The 17,178-nt window shown below is 70.1% G+C and carries 19 protein-coding genes and 1 pseudogene; 7 read left to right on the top strand and 13 right to left on the bottom strand.

What is annotated here, in order from left to right; genetic code table 11:
- Window positions 1-6: 6 nt before the first annotated feature.
- From ABFX54_RS26425 to ABFX54_RS26465, 9 genes and pseudogenes are all read right to left on the bottom strand, one after another.
- The gene (locus ABFX54_RS26425) at window positions 7-1,017 is read right to left on the bottom strand and encodes an aldo/keto reductase (RefSeq protein WP_346109034.1); all 1,011 of its coding nucleotides are present in this window, start codon (window positions 1,015-1,017) and stop codon (window positions 7-9) included.
- A gap of 104 nt (window positions 1,018-1,121) precedes the next feature.
- On the bottom strand, window positions 1,122-1,895 hold the full coding sequence (locus ABFX54_RS26430) for an SDR family NAD(P)-dependent oxidoreductase (protein ID WP_346109036.1): 774 nt from the start codon (window positions 1,893-1,895) through the stop codon (window positions 1,122-1,124).
- 34 nt (window positions 1,896-1,929) lie between these two features.
- Window positions 1,930-2,361 (bottom strand): hypothetical protein, encoded by a 432-nt coding sequence (locus ABFX54_RS26435; RefSeq protein ID WP_346109060.1) that lies wholly within the window; start codon window positions 2,359-2,361, stop codon window positions 1,930-1,932.
- A 74-nt stretch (window positions 2,362-2,435) separates the two neighbouring features.
- A pseudogene (locus ABFX54_RS26440) lies at window positions 2,436-3,443 on the bottom strand (AfsR/SARP family transcriptional regulator); the annotation flags it as partial.
- Window positions 3,440-3,667 (bottom strand): hypothetical protein, encoded by a 228-nt coding sequence (locus tag ABFX54_RS26445; protein ID WP_346109038.1) that lies wholly within the window; start codon window positions 3,665-3,667, stop codon window positions 3,440-3,442. The pseudogene ABFX54_RS26440 and the gene ABFX54_RS26445, both read right to left, overlap by 4 nt.
- Window positions 3,664-3,855 carry a hypothetical protein gene (locus tag ABFX54_RS26450; protein WP_346109039.1) on the bottom strand — a complete coding sequence of 64 codons (192 nt, stop codon included), beginning with the start codon at window positions 3,853-3,855 and terminating at the stop codon, window positions 3,664-3,666. Before ABFX54_RS26450 ends, ABFX54_RS26445 begins: the two co-directional genes overlap by 4 nt.
- Before the next feature lie 151 nt (window positions 3,856-4,006).
- A complete protein-coding gene (locus ABFX54_RS26455; protein ID WP_346109041.1) occupies window positions 4,007-4,816 on the bottom strand; it encodes an alpha/beta fold hydrolase in 810 nt (269 codons plus the stop codon).
- A 19-nt stretch (window positions 4,817-4,835) separates the two neighbouring features.
- Window positions 4,836-5,405, bottom strand: a complete 570-nt coding sequence (locus tag ABFX54_RS26460) for a DJ-1/PfpI family protein (protein WP_346109042.1) — start codon at window positions 5,403-5,405, stop codon at window positions 4,836-4,838.
- 87 nt (window positions 5,406-5,492) lie between these two features.
- The gene (locus ABFX54_RS26465) at window positions 5,493-6,236 is read right to left on the bottom strand and encodes a GntR family transcriptional regulator (protein WP_346109062.1); all 744 of its coding nucleotides are present in this window, start codon (window positions 6,234-6,236) and stop codon (window positions 5,493-5,495) included.
- Between the two features lie 432 nt (window positions 6,237-6,668).
- Between ABFX54_RS26465 and ABFX54_RS26470 the strand changes: the two genes are divergently transcribed.
- From ABFX54_RS26470 to ABFX54_RS26500, 7 genes are all read left to right on the top strand, one after another.
- Window positions 6,669-8,036, top strand: a complete 1,368-nt coding sequence (locus tag ABFX54_RS26470) for an extracellular solute-binding protein (RefSeq protein ID WP_346109044.1) — start codon at window positions 6,669-6,671, stop codon at window positions 8,034-8,036.
- On the top strand, window positions 8,033-8,983 hold the full coding sequence (locus ABFX54_RS26475; RefSeq protein ID WP_346109045.1) for a carbohydrate ABC transporter permease: 951 nt from the start codon (window positions 8,033-8,035) through the stop codon (window positions 8,981-8,983). The genes ABFX54_RS26470 and ABFX54_RS26475 overlap by 4 nt, the downstream gene beginning before the upstream one ends.
- A complete protein-coding gene (locus ABFX54_RS26480) occupies window positions 8,983-9,894 on the top strand; it encodes a carbohydrate ABC transporter permease (RefSeq protein ID WP_346109047.1) in 912 nt (303 codons plus the stop codon). The genes ABFX54_RS26475 and ABFX54_RS26480 overlap by 1 nt, the downstream gene beginning before the upstream one ends.
- Window positions 9,894-10,961 (top strand): ABC transporter ATP-binding protein, encoded by a 1,068-nt coding sequence (locus ABFX54_RS26485; RefSeq protein ID WP_346109048.1) that lies wholly within the window; start codon window positions 9,894-9,896, stop codon window positions 10,959-10,961. Before ABFX54_RS26480 ends, ABFX54_RS26485 begins: the two co-directional genes overlap by 1 nt.
- Window positions 10,961-12,037 (top strand): ABC transporter ATP-binding protein, encoded by a 1,077-nt coding sequence (locus ABFX54_RS26490; RefSeq protein ID WP_346109050.1) that lies wholly within the window; start codon window positions 10,961-10,963, stop codon window positions 12,035-12,037. Before ABFX54_RS26485 ends, ABFX54_RS26490 begins: the two co-directional genes overlap by 1 nt.
- A gap of 37 nt (window positions 12,038-12,074) precedes the next feature.
- A complete protein-coding gene (locus tag ABFX54_RS26495; protein WP_346109052.1) occupies window positions 12,075-13,535 on the top strand; it encodes an NAD-dependent succinate-semialdehyde dehydrogenase in 1,461 nt (486 codons plus the stop codon).
- A gap of 67 nt (window positions 13,536-13,602) precedes the next feature.
- Entirely contained in the window at window positions 13,603-14,841 is a 1,239-nt protein-coding gene (locus ABFX54_RS26500) for an iron-containing alcohol dehydrogenase (protein ID WP_346109054.1), read from the top strand.
- Window positions 14,842-14,877: 36 nt separating this feature from the next.
- Here the strand turns inward: ABFX54_RS26500 and ABFX54_RS26505 are convergent, their stop codons facing one another.
- The 4 genes from ABFX54_RS26505 to ABFX54_RS26520 all read right to left on the bottom strand — a co-directional run.
- A complete protein-coding gene (locus tag ABFX54_RS26505; RefSeq protein WP_346109055.1) occupies window positions 14,878-15,534 on the bottom strand; it encodes a cellulose binding domain-containing protein in 657 nt (218 codons plus the stop codon).
- A complete protein-coding gene (locus tag ABFX54_RS26510) occupies window positions 15,465-15,908 on the bottom strand; it encodes a CE1 family esterase (protein ID WP_346109057.1) in 444 nt (147 codons plus the stop codon). Before ABFX54_RS26510 ends, ABFX54_RS26505 begins: the two co-directional genes overlap by 70 nt.
- A 128-nt stretch (window positions 15,909-16,036) precedes the next feature.
- Window positions 16,037-16,216: a hypothetical protein gene (locus tag ABFX54_RS26515; RefSeq protein WP_346109059.1), complete on the bottom strand. Its 180-nt coding sequence runs from the start codon at window positions 16,214-16,216 to the stop codon at window positions 16,037-16,039.
- 441 nt (window positions 16,217-16,657) lie between these two features.
- Window positions 16,658-17,178, bottom strand: a 521-nt coding sequence (locus tag ABFX54_RS26520; protein WP_428834574.1) for a hypothetical protein, incomplete at its 5' end; no start/stop codon positions are given.

Here is a 17,178-nt window from a genome sequence, read left to right on the forward strand (position 1 = left end):
CCTGGATCACTCGGTGGGCACGGGCGCGTTCGGCGCGATCAGCTCGTTCTCTCGCAGAGCCGTCCAGAACGCGGCTGGTATGGGCTCGTTCACCGCGGCGAGGTCCTCGGCGACGTGGGACGGGTGCGACGAGCCGGGGATCGCGACCGCGGCGGCCGGGTGGGCGAGGCTGAACTGCAGGGCGGCGGCCTTGACGCTGACGCCGTGCTGCTCGGCCAGCGCGGTGATGCGCTTGACCTTGTCGACGATGGCGGGGGACGCCTGCTGATACTCGAAGTGCGTGCCGCCGGCCGTCACGCCGGAGTTGTAGGGGCCGCCGATGACGATGTCGACACCCTGTTCGGCCGCGGTGGGCATGAGGCGTTGCAACGCGCGTTCGTGGTCGAGCAGGGTGTAGCGACCTGCCAGGACGGAGCCATCCGGCTGCGCCTCTTGAAGCCCGAGGGTGAGTTCGATGGGTTCGACCCGGTTGACCCCGAGACCCCAGCCTTTGATGACGCCCTGGTCGCGCAGGTCCTGCAGGATGGGGAACGCGCCGGTGCGGGCCTGATCGAAAGCCTCCAGCCACCTGTCGCCCCAGAAGTCCTGGGATATGTCGTGTACCCAGACGAAGTCGAGACGGTCGGTGTTCAGGCGCTTGAGGCTGTCGTCGATGGAGCGGTGGGTGCCGTCGGCGCTGTAGTCGTAGACGATCTTGTTGGGCCGGCCGTGCTCGAACAGGCCGCCCTTCTCTCCGAGGTCGCGGTCGGCGGGATCCTCGGTCTCGTCCGAGATGAGCCGGCCGACTTTGGTGCTCAGCACGAACTCGTCGCGAGGCTTCGAGCCGAGCACCTGCCCGAGCCGTATCTCCGACAGGCCGGCCCCGTAGAAGGGGGCGGTGTCGAAGTAACGAATGCCCTCGTTCCAGGCGGTCTCGACGGTGGCCAGCGCCTCTTCTTCCGGAATGGCGCGGTACATGTTGCCCAGCGGCGCCGAGCCGAAGCCCAGGCGGCCCGGCAGGAACGAGCGGATGCCCATGGCGGCTTGCCTCCTCAGGTGCTCTGGCGGGCCGGCATGACGGAGGCCGGCCCGGGGACGTGGACGCGGTAACGCGGGACAAGCCGAGCGAGCCGCGGATCGAGTCAAGGAAAGATCGTGGGAACCAGCCCGCCGTCGACACTCAGCGCGGCTCCCGTGGTGGCGGAGGAACGCTCGGAGGCGACGTAGGCGACCAGATTCGCCACCTCGGCCGGCCGGATCAGGCGGCCCAGCTGGGATCCCGCCGCGCGTCTCTCGGACACGAACCGGCGCTCCTGCTCGGCCGGGTCCAGCCCTGGGTACAGGTCGTCCCACATCCCGCGCACGCCCGCGCTGAGCGTCGGGCCGGGCAGCACGCAGTTGACCGTGACGCCGGTCCCGGCGGCCTCCTGGGCCATCCCGCGCGAGACCGCGAGCTGCGCGGACTTGGTCATGCCGTAGTGCACCATGTTCACCGGTGTCTGCACTCCGGCCTCGCTGCTGACGAATATCACCCGGCCCCACCCGCGGCCGGCCATCCGGGGCACGTGGTGCCGGGCGAGGCGGACGCCTGACAGCACGTTCACCTCGTAGATGTGCAGCCATTCCGCGTCGGTGATCTCGAAGACCGGCCTGGTCACGTACACGCCCACGTTGTTGACCAGGATGTCGGCATCGGGCACCTGCTCGATGAGCGCGGCGGCGCCCTCTGCGGTGCCGGCGTCGGCGGTGACTCCGTGTCCGCCGAGCCGCCCGGCCACGTCGGCGACGACGTCCGGGTCCCGGCCGTTGACCACGACCTTGGCGCCCCGCTCGGCGAGCGCCACCGCGATGGCCTCGCCGATGCCGCCGGTGGACGCGGTGACCAGGGCCGTACGTCCACTTGATTCCGCATGCATGCCGGGCCCCCTTTCCGGACCGTCACAGCGGGCCCTAACCCCTCACAAAGGCCGACAAACCGGACTTGCCGTAGGTGTGATGGTCGGGGGAACCCGATTTTGCGTGACACGTTCGCGGACGAAGAACGGGTTGCCCGCGGTGCGGGCGTGGATGTCGCGGAGGACGTCGGGGGCCGGGCGTCCGGCCGGTCTCCCCGCGGACGAGTTCGGCCACCTCGGCAGGGCTGAGCGGGCCCAGATGGACGCGGCGCTGGCCCGAGACCCGGCTGACCGCGGCGAGCATCCGCGACAACTCCGTACCCGGCAGGGGCGCACGGTCACGCAGCGCTCCGACGACCATCGTGCGGGCCGGCAACCGCGCTGCCAGGTGGCCGAACAACTGCAGCGAGGTGACGTCGGCCCATTGGAGATCGTCGATGACGAGCAGCGTCGGCCGCAGCGCGGAGGCCTCGCCGACGGCGGCCACGACCTGTTCGAACAGCCGGAACTGAGCCCGGCCGCGTCCGGCAGGGCCCGTGCGGTGACGCCCTCGTCACCCGGGTCGAGCAGCCGGTCGAGCTCGGCGGTCAGCCGGTCCTGTCGTACCGTCGCGGGCAGCGCCCCCAGCACCGTGCCGGTCGCCTGCACCCATGGCCACATCGACGGCGTGCCTTCGCCCTCCATGCAGCGGCCCCACACGACGAGCGCGCCACCCGCCTCCGCTTCGGCCGCGATCTCCTCCAGCAGGCGAGTCTTGCCCACCCCCGGCTCACCGTCGATGATGGCGAGCCCTCTGCCACCGGTCAGTGCCGTCCCCGCCGCCTGCCGCAGCACCGCGAGCTCAGCGGCGCGGCCGACCAGGCCCGCGGCGGGCGGCGTGGCGGGTGCGAGAGTTCGTTGCCAGGGCGCGGGTGGCTGCCCGGAGGGCTGTCCGTCGGTCATCCGCACCGGCGGGGAAGGGGTGTCGTTCAGTACGCGCTGGTGGGCGGCCCGCAGCGCTGGGCCGGGCTCGATGCCGAGCTCCTCGGCCAGCCGGTCACGGACCTTCTGGTACAGCGACAACGCCTGGGCCTGCTGCCCCGCGGCGCCCAGGGTGGAGATCAGGCTCGCCTGTACGGGCTCGTGCAACGGCGCCATCGAGGCGGCCAGCCGCAACGGCGGTAGCACGCGCTCAGGCCGGCCGAGCGCGACGGCGAGTTCGGCAGCCGTCGCACACGTGGGCAGGAACTCGCTGTCCAGCCCCGCGAAGATCGGCATGGCGGTCGGTCCGTAGGCCAGTCCCTCGCCCGTGGGGCCCTGCCACAATCCCAGCGCCTCCACGTAGCAGTCCAGCGCCGCCTCCCGCCGCTGCCGCGCGACGGCCTGGCCGGCGGCTCGGACGGATTCCCGGAAGACGGCCAGATCCAGCGCGCCGGGCCCGGCCGCGAACAGGTAGCCGTTACCGCGGCGCTGAAGGTAGGAGCCGTTGCCGCGGATCGGCAGCGCGGGCTCCGACAGGCGGCGTAGTGCGCCGACGTACTTGTGGATGACGTTGACCGCGCTGGCCGGAGCGTCGTCGTCCCAGATCACTCGACCAGCTCCGGCGTGCTGATCAGCTGCCCTTCCCGGGCCAGCAGCAGCGCGAGCAGGTAGGCCTGCTGCCGCGGACCCGCGTCGAGCTCCTCATCGCCCCGCCACAGCCGCAACGGCCCGAGAATCTGCAGTCGCAGGTCTCCGCCGGCCACCGATGCCGCTCGGACACCACTGGCGGGACAGGCCGTGGTCCTCCCGCCGCGCCCTTCGATCTTGATCACCCGGAGGGTGTTCCGCGGGCCGGCACAGCCCTCGACCAGGCCGGGAGACTCCGGCCGGAGTCCGAGGTCGGCAGCAGGCCGGAGTCGACCCCGATCAGGCGCAGCCAGCCGGTGGCCATCGCGAGGTGGAACGAGCCCTTGTCCCTGACGAGCCAACTGGCATGCGTACGTGCCGCTCTCGCGTTCATGGCAGCGCCACCCTGGTCGGGAGATGCAGTCGCGGCTGCGAGGAGGGCTGAACGTTCCGCCGGAACGACTCAGGACCGCATGGGCCTCAGGGCTGGTCCCCGATGGGGGCCGCGCGCGGGATGGCGTCGCGCCTTGCGACTGCCGCCGATATCACCGGTCGAGGAAGCACGACAGGAGTCGCCTGAAGTCGTGCGGGTGCTCGAGCGATGGCACGTGCCCGCATCGGCCGAGGACGTGCAGGCGGACGTCGGCCAGGTGTTCGAGCAGGGGCAGGGCTGCCGTCCCGAGCGGGGTGACGCGGTCGTCGGCGCCGTGGACGAGCAGCACGGGTGCGCGGATTCCCGCCAGCGTCCGTGCCGAGAGGGTGAGGTCGTCGGCCCAGCGCGCCCTGGGTGGAGGGAACAGCGACGCGTATGCGGCCGCCCCCGCGCGCATCGCGGCCGCGCGGGCGGCGACGGCCGACTCGGTCACGAGCGCCTGGTCGAGGACGAGGCGGCTCAGCATGTCCCGTGCCCCGAGCGGGCCGGGGGCGGCGGCCCAGATCGCGTCGAGGTCGGCGGACAGCGGCGCCCCGGGGGCGCCCATCGTCGAGACCGCCACGACCCGGGTGACCTGCTGGGGGCGCGCGGCCGCCAGCGCCAGCGCCACGGCGCCGCCCATGGAGTGGCCCACCACGGCGTAGTGCTCGGCGCCGAGAGCATCCATCAGGCCCGCGGCCTGCTCCGTCCACAGCCGGAGCCCGCCTCTGGAGCCCGCCGGGATCGGGGTACGGCCGAACCCCGCCTGGTCAGGAGCCACCAGGTGCCAGGACGTGCTCAGCGCCTGGGTCGTCGTCGCCCAGGCGCCGGATCCGGTCGTACCGGGTCCGGAGCCGTGCAGCATCAGCACCGCGGGCCCGGTGCCGCTCTCCAGGACGTGGACGGGGGAGCCGCCGATGGTGACCGTCCGAACTGCCGTCACCGGGACGGGCCGGGCGTGCTCATGCCGATGCGGAGTTGACGGACTTCGAGAAGACCTCCATCATCGCCCTGCCGAACTGCGGCATGTCGGGCCACCCCCGGCAGGAGACGAGGTTGCCGTCCACGACGTCGGGAGCGTCGATGACGGTCGCGCCCGCGTTCTCCATGTCACCGGTGATCGGCGGGAAGCACGCCGTCTTCCGCCCCTTCAGCAGCCCGTACACCGCCGGCACCTGCGCGCCGTGGCACACCAGCGCGATCGGGAGGTTGCGCGCGAAGAAGTGCTCGGTGATGCGCCTGACGTCGGCGTCGACCCGGATCCACTCGGGAGCGCGTCCCCCGGGAATGATGAGGGCGTCATAGCGCTCGACGTCGACCTCGGCCCAGGGCACGTTCACCGGCAGCTTCCGGCCGTTCTTCTCCACGTAGGCGTCGGAGCCGGGGTCGAACTCGTGGATGACCAGCTGAACGTCACGCATCGTCCGTGACGAGACGTCGACGTCCCAGCCGCCCTCCTGCACGCGATAGTAGGGATACATGGTGTCGAGCTCCTCGGCGGCGTCGCCGGTCAGGAGCAGCGCTCGGGGCACCTGCTTCTCCTCGCATCTGGGGCGGGTGAGGTGGATCCGATCCGATCCGATCGGATTGAGTTAGCATTTCTCGACCCAGCCCGCTCGTCAAGCCTCCGCCGCCATTCCGCTCGCGCCCTCGGCCTCGTCGAACAATCGCCGGAACCGCTCGCCGGACAGCAGGATGTGCCGGCGCATGGCGTAGGCGGCGGCGTCGGGGTCGCGCGCGGCGATCGCGGCCAGAACCTCCTCGTGCTCGGCCATGGCCAGGTGGGTGACCTGGGCGTCGCGGTGCAGCCGGAACAGGTGCACGTGCGTGTGCAGGCGGGCGAGCGCTTCGCGGATGACCTGGTTCTCCGCGCTCAGGGCGACGAGATCGTGAAAAGCGGCGTCGCGCAGCCCGAAGGCGCCATAGGCCATGGGGCCCTTGCCCCCCTCCAGCTCCACCATGTCCTCCAGCATCCGCCGCATGCCGGCCACCTGGTCCGAGGACGCGCGTTCGGCGGATCTGCGCGCCGCCGCCGGTTCGAGGAGCAGGCGGACCTCCAGCATGTCCTCGAAGCGGTGCCGGGTGATCTGGGGGGGAATGTGATAGCCGGCATGGGGCACCCGCACGACCAGGCCCTCGGCCTCCATGCGGTTCAGAGCGTCTCGGATCGGCGTCTGCGAGACCCCCAGCTCCCGCGCCAGGACATCGATCGTGACGCGGGAACCGGGCTCGATCCGGAGCGACATCATCTGTCCGAGCAGCGTGTCGTACACCTCGTCGGCGAGCCGGCCGCGAGATCTCGGCGGCGGCGTTCCGTCCGTCATGGCCTCACGGCGCCGCGCGATCACCGCTTCGTCGTCCATCGTCACGTGAGGTCCTTTCTTACGTCTCCGGGAACCTGTTGACATCGGTCGCCATACTGCGGGATGTTGACGCTCCCCACCGGATCGTATAGGAAAGGTGGCGGATGCCAGCCATCCTCACCTATCGGGGAACCGTCCGCCATCGCTCCGCTTCGATCAGTTGGAGCTTCATGAGCATGCTCGACGTCCTGCTCGGTTCGCCACCGGACCGTACAAGGACCGAATTCCCGGCTGCTTGAAGCCCACCACGTCGCGGCGCATGCGTGACTCCGGTCCGCGGGTCAGCCCTGCGCCGGCCGGTGACACGCCCGAACAACCCAGTAACCGCTCGGCCAAGCACGCAGCAAGGCTCCAGAAGTCCCCGCCCAGAAAGCAGGCGAGAAGATGCGGTATCCCCAGCGAAGAGGACGACTGTCCGTTCCCGGGCGAAAAGTGCGGCTGGCGACGGCGGCCATGGTGGTGGCCACGACCATGGCGGCCTGCGGCGGCCAGAGCGACAGCGCCCCCAAGGCGCCGGCGACCATTCCGGAACTCACCAAGGATCCGCTGACCCTCAGCTTCATCTGGTTCGACTGGCCCCCCGCCCACGCGCTGGAAACCTTCGCCAACGCGGAGTACACCAAGCTGCGGCCGAACGTGACCATCAAGGTCAAGACCGTGCCGAACGCGAACTGGCACGACGCGATGTTCACCCAGTTCGCCGCGCACAAGACCGACTTCGACATCCCGATCCTGGACTCGCAACACATCGGCGAGGCCGTGACGAACGGCAACATCCTCGACATCACCGACTTCGTCAAGAAGAACATCGACGTCAACGCCTACAACCCGTACCTCCTGGCGGCCTACGGGCAGTTCCCCCAGGCGGAGACCGGCAAGCGCGACGAGAACGCCAGCCTGTACGGACTGCCGCTGCTCGGCGACACCTGGACGATGATCTACCGCAAAGACCTGATCGGCGACAAGCCACCGCAGACCTGGGACGAGATGATCTCGGTCGCCGAGAAGTGCCAGGCGGACAACCCCGGCGTCAGCGGACTGGCCTTCCACCAGGCCAACGGCTCCGACGCCGCGGCCGTCACCTACAACACGGTCAACGGCGTCTACGGCGGCAACCTCTGGAACCCGAAGACGCGCAAGATCAACGGCGTCCTCAACGACGCCGCGGGCCAGGAGGCGATGGACGTCCTGGTCAACAAGATGAAGCCGCTGACCGCCAAGGGCTCAGGCAACTGGTTCATCGACGAGGTGAACGCGGCTGTCGCCCAGGGCAAGGCCTGCATCGCGTTCAACTGGATCGCCGCGAGCGGCGGCCTGCTCGACCCGAAGCAGTCGACGCTCGGCACCACGCGGGAGCAGATTCTCGGCAAGCTGGGTTTCGCCACCCTGCCGAGCCAGAAGACGAACCTGGTGCCTCTCGGCGGCATGGGGATGCACGTGTCCGCCTATTCCCCCGAGGCGAACCAGGCCGAGGCCCTGAGCTTCATGAAGTGGTTCGAGCAGGCCGACATCCAGAAGAAGTGGGCCGCGGCCGGTGGCGTGCCCTCGCGTACGGACGCCCTGGAGTCGCCCGAGTTCCTCGACGCCGCGCCGTTCAACCAGGTGTACACCGACTCGGTGCCGCGGATGCGGGACATGTGGAACGTGCCCGAGTACGCGCGCCTCGTCGACATCGAGAACACCAACGTGAACGCGGCTCTCAACGGCGCGAAGACGCCGAAGGAGGCGCTCGACGACATCGCCAAGGAGCAGCAGAGCGTGCTCGACGCCGCCGGAGGCAAGGGTGGCGGCGGACTGTGAGTGACTCCGCCCCCCTGACGACCGACCAGCCCGGGCGGGTGGCGTCCGCGACGCCGCCCGCACCGGGCCGGTCCCGCCGCCTGAGCGACCGCGGGCTCGCCGTGGCCTTCACCTCGCCCGCGCTGCTGCTGTTGCTCGCCATGTCGGTGTTCCCGTTGCTGTGGGCGGTGTACCTGTCCTTCACCGACTACTCGGCCACCCGTGGGGGGCCGGCCCAGTTCGTCGGGTTCGGGAACTACACCGCCATCCTGGCTTCTGAGCAGGTTCACCTGAGGGCCTTGACGACGCTGGTCTACGTGGTCGGCGCGGTCACCCTGCAGACCGTGCTCGGTTTCGCCATCGCCTACCTGATCTCACGGCGCACGCGCGGGCGAGGACTGCTGACCACGCTGTTCCTGGTGCCGATGATGCTGTCGCCGGTCGTGGTGGGGCTGTTCTGGAGGTTCATGCTCGACGCGCAGTTCGGCGTGGTCAACAGCATGCTCGGCTCGATCGGCCTGGGGCAGGTGGAGTGGCTCACCGGGCAGCGAACGGCCCTGATCTCCCTGATCCTGGTCGACACCTGGCAGTGGACGCCGTTCATCATGCTCATCGCACTCGCGGGCCTCACCGCGGTTCCCCGGTACCTGTACGAGGCCGCCTCGATCGATCGGGCGTCCGAGTGGTTCCGGTTCCGCACCATCACGCTTCCCCTGGTGTGGCCACTGCTCCTCATCGCCGTGCTGTTCAGGGCCATCGAGGCCTTCCGGCTGTTCGACCTCGTCTACATCCTCACCAGCGGAGGTCCGGGAGTCTCCACCGAGACGTTGTCGTTCCACGTCTACAAGGTCGCGTTCCTGGGCTTCAACACCGGGACCGCCTCGGCGTACGGGATCCTGATGATCCTCGTCGTCATCATCCTCACACAGCTCTACCTGCGCTACCTGAACAAGCTCAAGGAGGACTGATGGCCGTCTCCGTCGACGAGGCCGTGTCCACACGGCCCGCCCGGGATCGGAGGTCCCCCACGCGCCGCTTCGGCGGCCGGGGCCGCTCCGCGCTGGAGGTCGCGCTGCTGACCGTGCTGGCCGCCGTGATGCTCTTTCCGGTGCTGTGGATGATCGAGACGTCCATCAAGGAGAACCGGGACGTCTACGCCATCCCGGCCAAGTTCTTCGACTTCAAGGTCACCATGGACCATTACAAGGACGTGTTCGTCGCCTCCGGCAGCGGTCGTTCGACCCTGTCCGTCGCGTTTCTCAACTCCGTCGTGGTCGCCGGGGCCTCCACGGCGCTGGCCACCGTGCTGGGGGTGCCGGCGGCCTGGGCCTACTCGCGCTTCGCGATGAAGGCCAAGAAGGACCAGCTGTTCTTCATCCTGTCCACCCGCTTCATGCCGCCCGTGGTGGTCGTGATCCCGATCTTCCTCATGTACCGCCAGGTCGGGCTCATCGACAGTAAGCTCGGCCTGATCCTCATCTACGCCGCGTTCAACGTCCCGTTCACGATCTGGATGATGAAGGGGTTCGTCGACGAGGTGCCCGCGGAGTACGAGGACGCCGCCATGCTCGACGGCTACACCCGCTTGCAGGCGTTCTGGCGATACACCCTGCCCCTGCTGCTGCCCGGCATCGCCGCGACGGCGGTCTTCGCGCTCATCTTCTCGTGGAACGAGTTCGTGTTCGCCATCTTTCTCACCTCCAGCGACAGCGTGCGGACGGCCCCGCCAGCCATCGCCGGCCTCATCGGCGGAACCACCGTGGACTGGGGTCTGGTGGCCGCCGCCTCCGTGGTGTTCGCCCTGCCGGTGCTCGTCTTCGCCTATCTGGTGCGCAAGCACCTCGTCGCCGGTGTGACGCTCGGGGCGGTGCGACGCTGATGGCCGGCATCGAGGTGAGCGCCCTGCACAAGCGCTACCCGGACGGGACGGTCGCGGTCGATCACGTGGACCTGTCCATCCGCGACGGCGAGCTGTTCGTGATGCTCGGCCCTTCGGGTTGCGGCAAGACGACCACACTGCGGGCCGTAGCCGGCCTGGAGCGGCAGACGACGGGCGACATCCGCATCGGCGACACGCTGGTCAACGACCTGCCGCCGGCCGAGCGCGACATCGCCATGGTGTTCCAGTTCTACGCGCTCTACCCGCATCTGCGAACCCGCGACAACCTGGCCTTCCCGCTGCGGGCCGAGGGACTGCCCAAGGCGGAGGTGCGCGAGCGGGTCGACGAGGCCGCCCGGCTGATGCGGCTCGGTCCGCTCCTGGACCGGCGGCCGCGCCGCCTGTCCGGCGGGGAGCAGCAGCGCGTCGCGCTCGCCCGCGCGCTGGTGCGACGGCCGCGCGCGTTCCTCATGGACGAGCCGCTCACCAACCTGGACGCGGAGCTGAGAGCGGACATGCGCACGGAGATCAAGCACCTGCAGGGGGAGCTGGGGACGACGATGGTCTACGTCACCCACGACCAGGTCGAGGCCATGTCGCTCGGCCACAGGATCGCCATTCTCAACAAGGGCCGCGTCGAGCAGATCGGCACGCCGCTGGAGGTCTACGACCGTCCGGCGAGTCTCTTCTGCGCCGCGTTCATCGGCTCCCCGCCGATGAACCTGATCGAGGTGGAGGTGGCCGACGGGAAGCTGCGCGGTCAGGGCGGACTGGTCCTCACGCCACCGCCGGGCCTGCCGCGCGACCGCCGCCTGGTCGCGGGCGTCCGGCCGGAGGCGCTGGAAGTCACCGAACCACAGGCGGAACGTTCGGTCCCGGCCCGCGTGGTCTCGGCGGAGTGGCTCGGCGACGAGATCATCTACGTGGTCGACCACGGCGGACAGAGGGACGTACGGGTGCGGATGCCGCCGACCGTCCGTTTCGCCGCTGACGCACCGGTCGGGCTGCGGCACACCGGCGGGACCCCGGCGGTCTACGACGTGCACACGGAAGAGCTGGTGGCCTGATGGGAACCGTGGCGGTGCGCGGGCTGCGCAAGTCCTTCGGCAAGGTCCAGGCCCTGGACGGGGTGACGCTGGACGTTCCGGACGGATCGTTCTTCGTCGTGCTCGGACCCTCCGGGGCGGGCAAGACGACGACCCTGCGCGCGATCGCCGGCCTGGACAAGCTCGACGCCGGATCGGTGCATCTGGACGGGAGGGACGCGACCGGTGACGCCCCGGCCGCACGCGACCTGGCCATGGTCTTCCAGAACTACGCCCTCTACCCCAGGCACACGGCGTACGAGAACATCGCTTCGCCGCTGCGGGCACGCCGCTGTTCCGCGAGCGAGATCGCCGCCGCCGTCGAGCGGATCTCGAGCCTGCTGCACATCGAACGGCTGCTGCAGCGTCGTCCGGCGCAGTTGTCGGGCGGCGAGATGCAGCGGGTCGCCCTGGCCCGGGCGCTGGTCCGTCACCCACGCGCGTTCCTCATGGACGAGCCGCTGACGAACCTCGATCTCAAGCTCCGCGTCGAGATGCGCACCGAGCTCACCCGCATCCACCGCAGCCTCGGAGCGACCTTCGTCTACGTCACCAACGACCAGGTCGAGGCCCTGTCCATGGCCGACCAGGTCGCGGTGCTCAAGGAGGGAAAGGTGCAGCAGACCGGAACGCCGGCCGAAGTGTACGAGCGTCCGGCCAACCAGTGGGTCGCGGGATTCGTCGGGAGCCCGCCGATCAGCCTGCTCGCCTGCCACGCCGAGGGAGATCGTCTGGTCGGGGCGGAAGGCTGGACGCTGCCGCGGCCCCGCTGGACCACGGCCGAGGACGGTCGCCCGCTGCTGCTGGGCGTGCGCGCGGAGGACCTGTCCGTCGAGCGGCGGGGGGACGCGTCGGTGCCGGGTGAGCTCTACGGCCTTGAGCCGCTCGGTGACCGGACGGTGGTCGACGTCCGGGTGGGGACGGAGATCCTCAAGGTCAAGGCACGGACCACCGTCACCGGTACGCCGGGCGAGCGGCTGCTCGTCACGGTCGACCTGGACCGTGCGCACCTGTTCGATGCGGGCACCGGGCTGGCGCTGTCCGAAGCCGGAAGGTGATCGGTGGCGCATCGAGAACTTCACAGGAGGCGGCGCGATGAGTGACCCGATGAACGTCCTGGCCCCCGAGCACCGGCGGCTGCGGATCGGCGACGCCTGGCGCGACGCCGCCGGCGGAGCCACCTTCGCCGTCGAGGACCCGGCCACCGGCAAGACCATCGCCGAGGTGGCGGACGCCGGCGTCGCCGACGGGCTCGCCGCCCTGGACGCGGCGAGCGCGGCGATGGCGGAGTGGGCGGCGACCCCGCCGCGACAACGGTCGGAGTTGCTGACCGCGACGTACCGGGCACTGATCGGGCGATCCGAGGAGGTCGCCCGGCTGATCACGCTCGAGATGGGCAAGCCGCTCGCCGAGGCCAGGGGAGAGGTGGCCTACGGCGCCGAGTTCTTCCGCTGGTTCGCCGAGGAGGCGGTGCGGGTCGAGGGACGCTACAACACGGCTCCCGCCGGCGGATATCGCATCCTCACCGTGCCGAAGCCGGTCGGACCGTGCGTCTTCGTGACGCCCTGGAACTTTCCGCTGGCCATGGGTGCCCGCAAGATCGCTCCCGCGCTGGCGGCGGGCTGCACGACGATCACCAAGCCGGCCGCCCAGACGCCACTCACCATGCTGTTCCTGGCCCGCATCATGGAGGAGGCCGGCGTTCCCCCGGGCGTCGTCAACGTCGTGACCACCGAGCGGGCCGGCGAGGTGGTCTCAGCGCTGCTGGCCGACCGCCGGACCCGCAAGCTGTCGTTCACCGGGTCGACCGAGGTCGGGCGGCTGCTGCTGCGACAGGCGGCGGACAACGTGCTGCGCACCTCCATGGAACTGGGCGGCAACGCGGCCCTGATCGTGTGTGCCGACGCGGACCTGGACGTCGCGCTCGACGGCGCCATGGTGGCCAAGATGCGCAACATCGGGGAGTCCTGCATCGCGGCCAACCGGATCTACGTCGAGGAGCCGGTGCGCGAGGAGTTCACGGCGCGCTTCACCGAGCGGATGGGCGCGCTCTCGGTGGGCCACGGTCTCGACGACGGCGTGGACGTCGGGGCGTTGATCGACGAGGCGGCGGTCACCAAGCTCGACGAGCTCGTCGCCGACGCGGTCGATCGCGGCGCCCGTGTCCTGGTGGGCGGCGAGCGTCCGGACGGGCCGGGCCACTTCTACCCGCCCACGGTCCTCGTCGACGTGCCCGAAGACGCCCGGATGCTGCGGACGGAGATCTTCGGCCCGGTGGCGCCGATCATCTCGTTCACGTCCGACGACGAGGTGATGGCGCAGGCCAACGACACCGAGCACGGCCTGGCCGGATACGTCTTCACCCGTGACCTCCGGCGGGCGCTCCGGTTCGCCGAGGGGCTGGAGACGGGGATGGTCGGCGTCAACCGTGGCCTGATCTCGGACCCGTCGGCTCCGTTCGGAGGCGTGAATCAGTCCGGGATCGGCAAGGAGGGGTCGCACGAGGGCATCCTCGAGTACCTCGACGTCACCTACGCGGCGATCGACCTGCCGTGACCGGCACGGATCCGCCGGAACCCGGGGGTCCAGCACATCACCGCCGACGTTCCAGAGAGGCACCGACATGCTTGAGACCGTCCGCGGACCACGCCAGCTGATCGTGGGCGAAGGGGTCGCGCAGAACATTCCACGCGTGGTGGCCGAGTGCGGCTCGCGCGTCCTCATCGTGACCGACCGGGTTCTTCTGGGGCAGCCGGGCGTGGCCGAGATCGTGGCCGCCGTACGGGAGAAGGTCGAAGCCGTCGAGGTGTTCGCCGACGCGACTCCGGACGTGCCGCTCACCGACGTCGCCCTGGCCGTCTCGGCCGCCGCAGAGGTGGACGCCGACGTCATCCTCGCCATCGGAGGCGGCACGGTGATCGACCTCGCCAAGATCGTCGGCGTCATCCGATGCCACGGTGGGACGCCGCGCGACTTCTACGGCGAGTCGAAGGTGCCGGGGCCGACGATTCCGCTCGTCGCGATCCCGACGACGTCGGGCACCGGCTCCGAGCTCACGCCCGTCTCGGTGCTGACCGACCCGGACCGCGAGCTGAAGGTGGGGGTCTCCAGCGTCCACATCGTGCCCGACTTCGCCATCGTCGACCCCGAGCTCACCTACACCTGCCCGGCGACCGTGACCGCCCACTCCGGCATCGACGCGTTCTGCCACGCGGTGGAGAGCTACACCGCGCGGCCCCGGCCCCACGGACCGCGCGATCCGGTGGAGCAGGTCTTCCTCGGCCGCAACCCGATCACCGATCACTACGCGCTCCTGGCCGCGGAGCGGATCGCCCGCAGCCTGCCCCAGGTCGTCAGGGACGGAGGCGACAAGGACGCGCGCGCGGACATGTCCTACGGGTCCATGCTGGCCGGGCTCGCCTTCGCCCACGCGGGCAACGCGGCTCCGCACGCCCTCCAGTACCCCATCGGCGCAGCCACCCACACACCGCACGGCCTGGGCGTCGGGCTGCTGCTGCCCTACGCGCTGGACGCGGCCAGGGACGCCATCGGTGACCGGCTGGCCATCCTGGCCGGGGTGTGCGGGCTCGACGTGACCGGCGCCTCGGAGGACGAGGCCGCGGAGACGTTCCTCACCTGGCTCGACGGGCTCCTCGCCGGCATCGGCATCCCTCCTACCTTGGCGGACATCGGCGTGGCACGCGCCGACCTCCCGCGCTTCGCGGAGATGGCCGGCGGTGTCACCCGCCTGATCCAGAACCATCCGGGCCCGACCGACACCGCCAGCCTGACCGCGATCCTCGAAGCGGCCTGGCTCGGGGACCGGACCCGGCACGTCCTGACTCCGGAGCAGAGATGGTGACGGCCTTTCCCCTATCGGAAATCGTCTGGATGTCGTTCACGGGCTGGTGCAGGCGTATCCGGACGGCAGGGCCGTGTCGCCGCCGGGACGGCCGGCCTGGAAGCCGAGGCTGGTGGTGCCGGCTCCGGGGGCCAGCGTGCCGTTGAAGCTCATGCTCCTGGCCGTGACGGTCTGCCCGCTGGTGGTGACGGTGGCGTTCCACGAGCCGGTCAGCGTGTGCCCGGCCGGGAGCGTGAACGTGACCGTCCAACCGTTGATCGTCGAGGTACTGGTGTTGGTGACCGTCAGCGGCTGGATCACGTACCCGGTACCCCACTGGGTCTGCACGGTCGGCGTGGCTGTGCAGGCTCCGGTGGTGCCGCCGCCGCTGGTGGTGACCTGGACGGTGTCGGACACCGGCGAGAGGTTGCCGGCGGCGTCCCGCGCGCGGACCTGGTAACGGTACGTGGTGCTCGGGGTCAGGCCCGTGTCGCTGAACGAGGTCGTGGCCGAGGTGCCGGCCTGGGCGAAGGTGCCGCCGGTGGCTCCGGGTGCGCGCAGGATGTCATAGCCGCTCACCCCGACGTCGTCGGTGGAGGCGGTCCAGGACAGGTTGGTGCCGCCGGCGGTGGTGCCGGAGGCCGTCAGCCCGGCAGGGGCGGTGGGTGGCGTGGTGTCGTTCGTGCCCCCTGGAACTGGTTGAAGAAGTTCCACACCACTGCCTTGGTCCAGGTCCGTGCGCCGTCGTCGGCGGTGGACCCGTCCACGGGGCCGGGGGTATGACCCCCGTCGAACGCCGCCCATACGACCGGGTACCCGGCTCGGCATCCCGAGTAGGCGGTGACGACGTGACTCAGGCTGCCCTGTGCCGGCTCGGGAGGGTTCTGGGAAGTGCAATCGTTGTTCCTGACGAACGTGTCGCGCAGGGAGCGGCCCAGCGAGATGTTGAGCACGTCGTCCCTGAGACCGTGCAGCCCGAGGTAGGCGATGGGCTGGGTGCCGCCGGCGCAGCCGCTGAGCTGCGCGCCGGAGTAGACGGCGACCGCGCGGAAGACCGTCGCCCGGGCGCAGGCCAGGGCGTAGCTCATGCCGCCGCCGTAGCTGAAACCTCCGGCGAACCGCTGCGTGGTGTCGACACACAGGTCTGCTTCGATCAGCCTGATCAGGTCGTCGACGAAGGTCAGGTCTTCGCCGCCGGAATTGGCCCAGCCGTTGTTCAGGCCCTGGGGGCGACGAAGATCGCGGTGTTGTTCGCCAGTTGCCTGAGCCCGTAGTAAGACCAGGTGAATCCGCTGGTCCCGCCCGAGTCGACGTCGTTGGCGGTGCCTCCTCTCCAGTGGAACCCGAAGATCAAGCGGTAGGGATTGTCGTTGCGGTAGTTGTCGGGAATTCTCAAGATGAAGGAGCGAGTCCGGCCACCGCTCTGCATCGACTGCGTGCCGCTTCTGAGCGTCGGAGTCTTTCCACAGCCCTGCGTCGGCGCGGCGGCGCTCGCTCCGCGTGACGTGGTCGCGCTGCTGCTCAGCGCCGCACCACCGGTGGCCGTCACGAGAAGCGCCGTGACCGCGACAGCAGCGAAGATGGATCTACCCCGTAACATCACTCACCTGCCTGTCCTCCGTCATGGTGGTGGTGCGACGGAGCAAATCCGAGGCGGCCAGGTGCCGTCAAGGCGCGGCCCTCTCTCTGTCCCGGACAAGCGGCGGCCCATGCCCCTCTTGCTGGCAGGTTTCGCGGCGTTCACCCGGAAACAAACTGAAAGTTTCAGGCCGGCGAGCGGTGCCGGCGCCAGGGGTACCACGGCGAGAACGCCCGGGTCGCCGACGTGGCGGGTGATCTACGTGGTGGCCAGCTCCCGTGCGTAGTCGCGGGGCCGGTCCCGCAGGTCGAGCAGGCGCCGGTGCATCCGCGCGAGCGGTTCCAGCGAGAAGCCGGTGTCCCGCCACGTCTCGAACGTGATGCCGATCTCCAGATCAACGCAGAACCGCACGTTGCGATCCTCGTGCTCGCCGTACCCCTCCAGGCCGATGATCGGCGTCGCGGCGGTGAACGCGTCGAGGATCGTGCCTCCGCCCAGTTTGGCCATGACCGCCACGGCGTGCCTGGTCAGGTCGAGTGCCTGGTGGTGGTCCTCGGCCTGCTCATAGACGGGCGGCGCGGCGGCGACGATCTCGCCGAAGGGTGGGAAGCCGTCGTCGTGCCAGGGGTTCCAGGAGGGGTCCATCATGAAGCGGCGCGACCCGGGAGCCAGGTCGGGGGCCTGGCCGGGGTCGCGCACCACGAGGTCGAGCGGCAGCCCCGCGGCGCTCAGCTCCGCGGCCCGCTCCAGGTACGTGCCCATCGACCAGCCGCCGCCGT

Origin of the sequence: Nonomuraea maheshkhaliensis (assembly GCF_039529435.1) — a bacterium.
GTDB lineage: Bacteria > Actinomycetota > Actinomycetes > Streptosporangiales > Streptosporangiaceae > Nonomuraea > Nonomuraea maheshkhaliensis.

Excerpts from the sequence above, each read along its gene's own strand:
- ABFX54_RS26425 (WP_346109034.1), bottom strand. The coding sequence starts at position 1,017 with ATGGGCATCCGCTCGTTCCTGCCGGGCCGCCTGGGCTTCGGCTCGGCG.
- ABFX54_RS26430 (WP_346109036.1), bottom strand. The coding sequence starts at position 1,895 with ATGCATGCGGAATCAAGTGGACGTACGGCCCTGGTCACCGCGTCCACC.
- ABFX54_RS26450 (WP_346109039.1), bottom strand. The coding sequence starts at position 3,855 with ATGAACGCGAGAGCGGCACGTACGCATGCCAGTTGGCTCGTCAGGGAC.
- ABFX54_RS26465 (WP_346109062.1), bottom strand. The coding sequence starts at position 6,236 with ATGGACGACGAAGCGGTGATCGCGCGGCGCCGTGAGGCCATGACGGAC.
- ABFX54_RS26480 (WP_346109047.1), top strand. The coding sequence starts at position 8,983 with ATGGCCGTCTCCGTCGACGAGGCCGTGTCCACACGGCCCGCCCGGGAT.
- ABFX54_RS26485 (WP_346109048.1), top strand. The coding sequence starts at position 9,894 with ATGGCCGGCATCGAGGTGAGCGCCCTGCACAAGCGCTACCCGGACGGG.
- ABFX54_RS26490 (WP_346109050.1), top strand. The coding sequence starts at position 10,961 with ATGGGAACCGTGGCGGTGCGCGGGCTGCGCAAGTCCTTCGGCAAGGTC.
- ABFX54_RS26495 (WP_346109052.1), top strand. The coding sequence starts at position 12,075 with ATGAGTGACCCGATGAACGTCCTGGCCCCCGAGCACCGGCGGCTGCGG.
- ABFX54_RS26500 (WP_346109054.1), top strand. The coding sequence starts at position 13,603 with ATGCTTGAGACCGTCCGCGGACCACGCCAGCTGATCGTGGGCGAAGGG.
- ABFX54_RS26510 (WP_346109057.1), bottom strand. The coding sequence starts at position 15,908 with ATGAGCTACGCCCTGGCCTGCGCCCGGGCGACGGTCTTCCGCGCGGTC.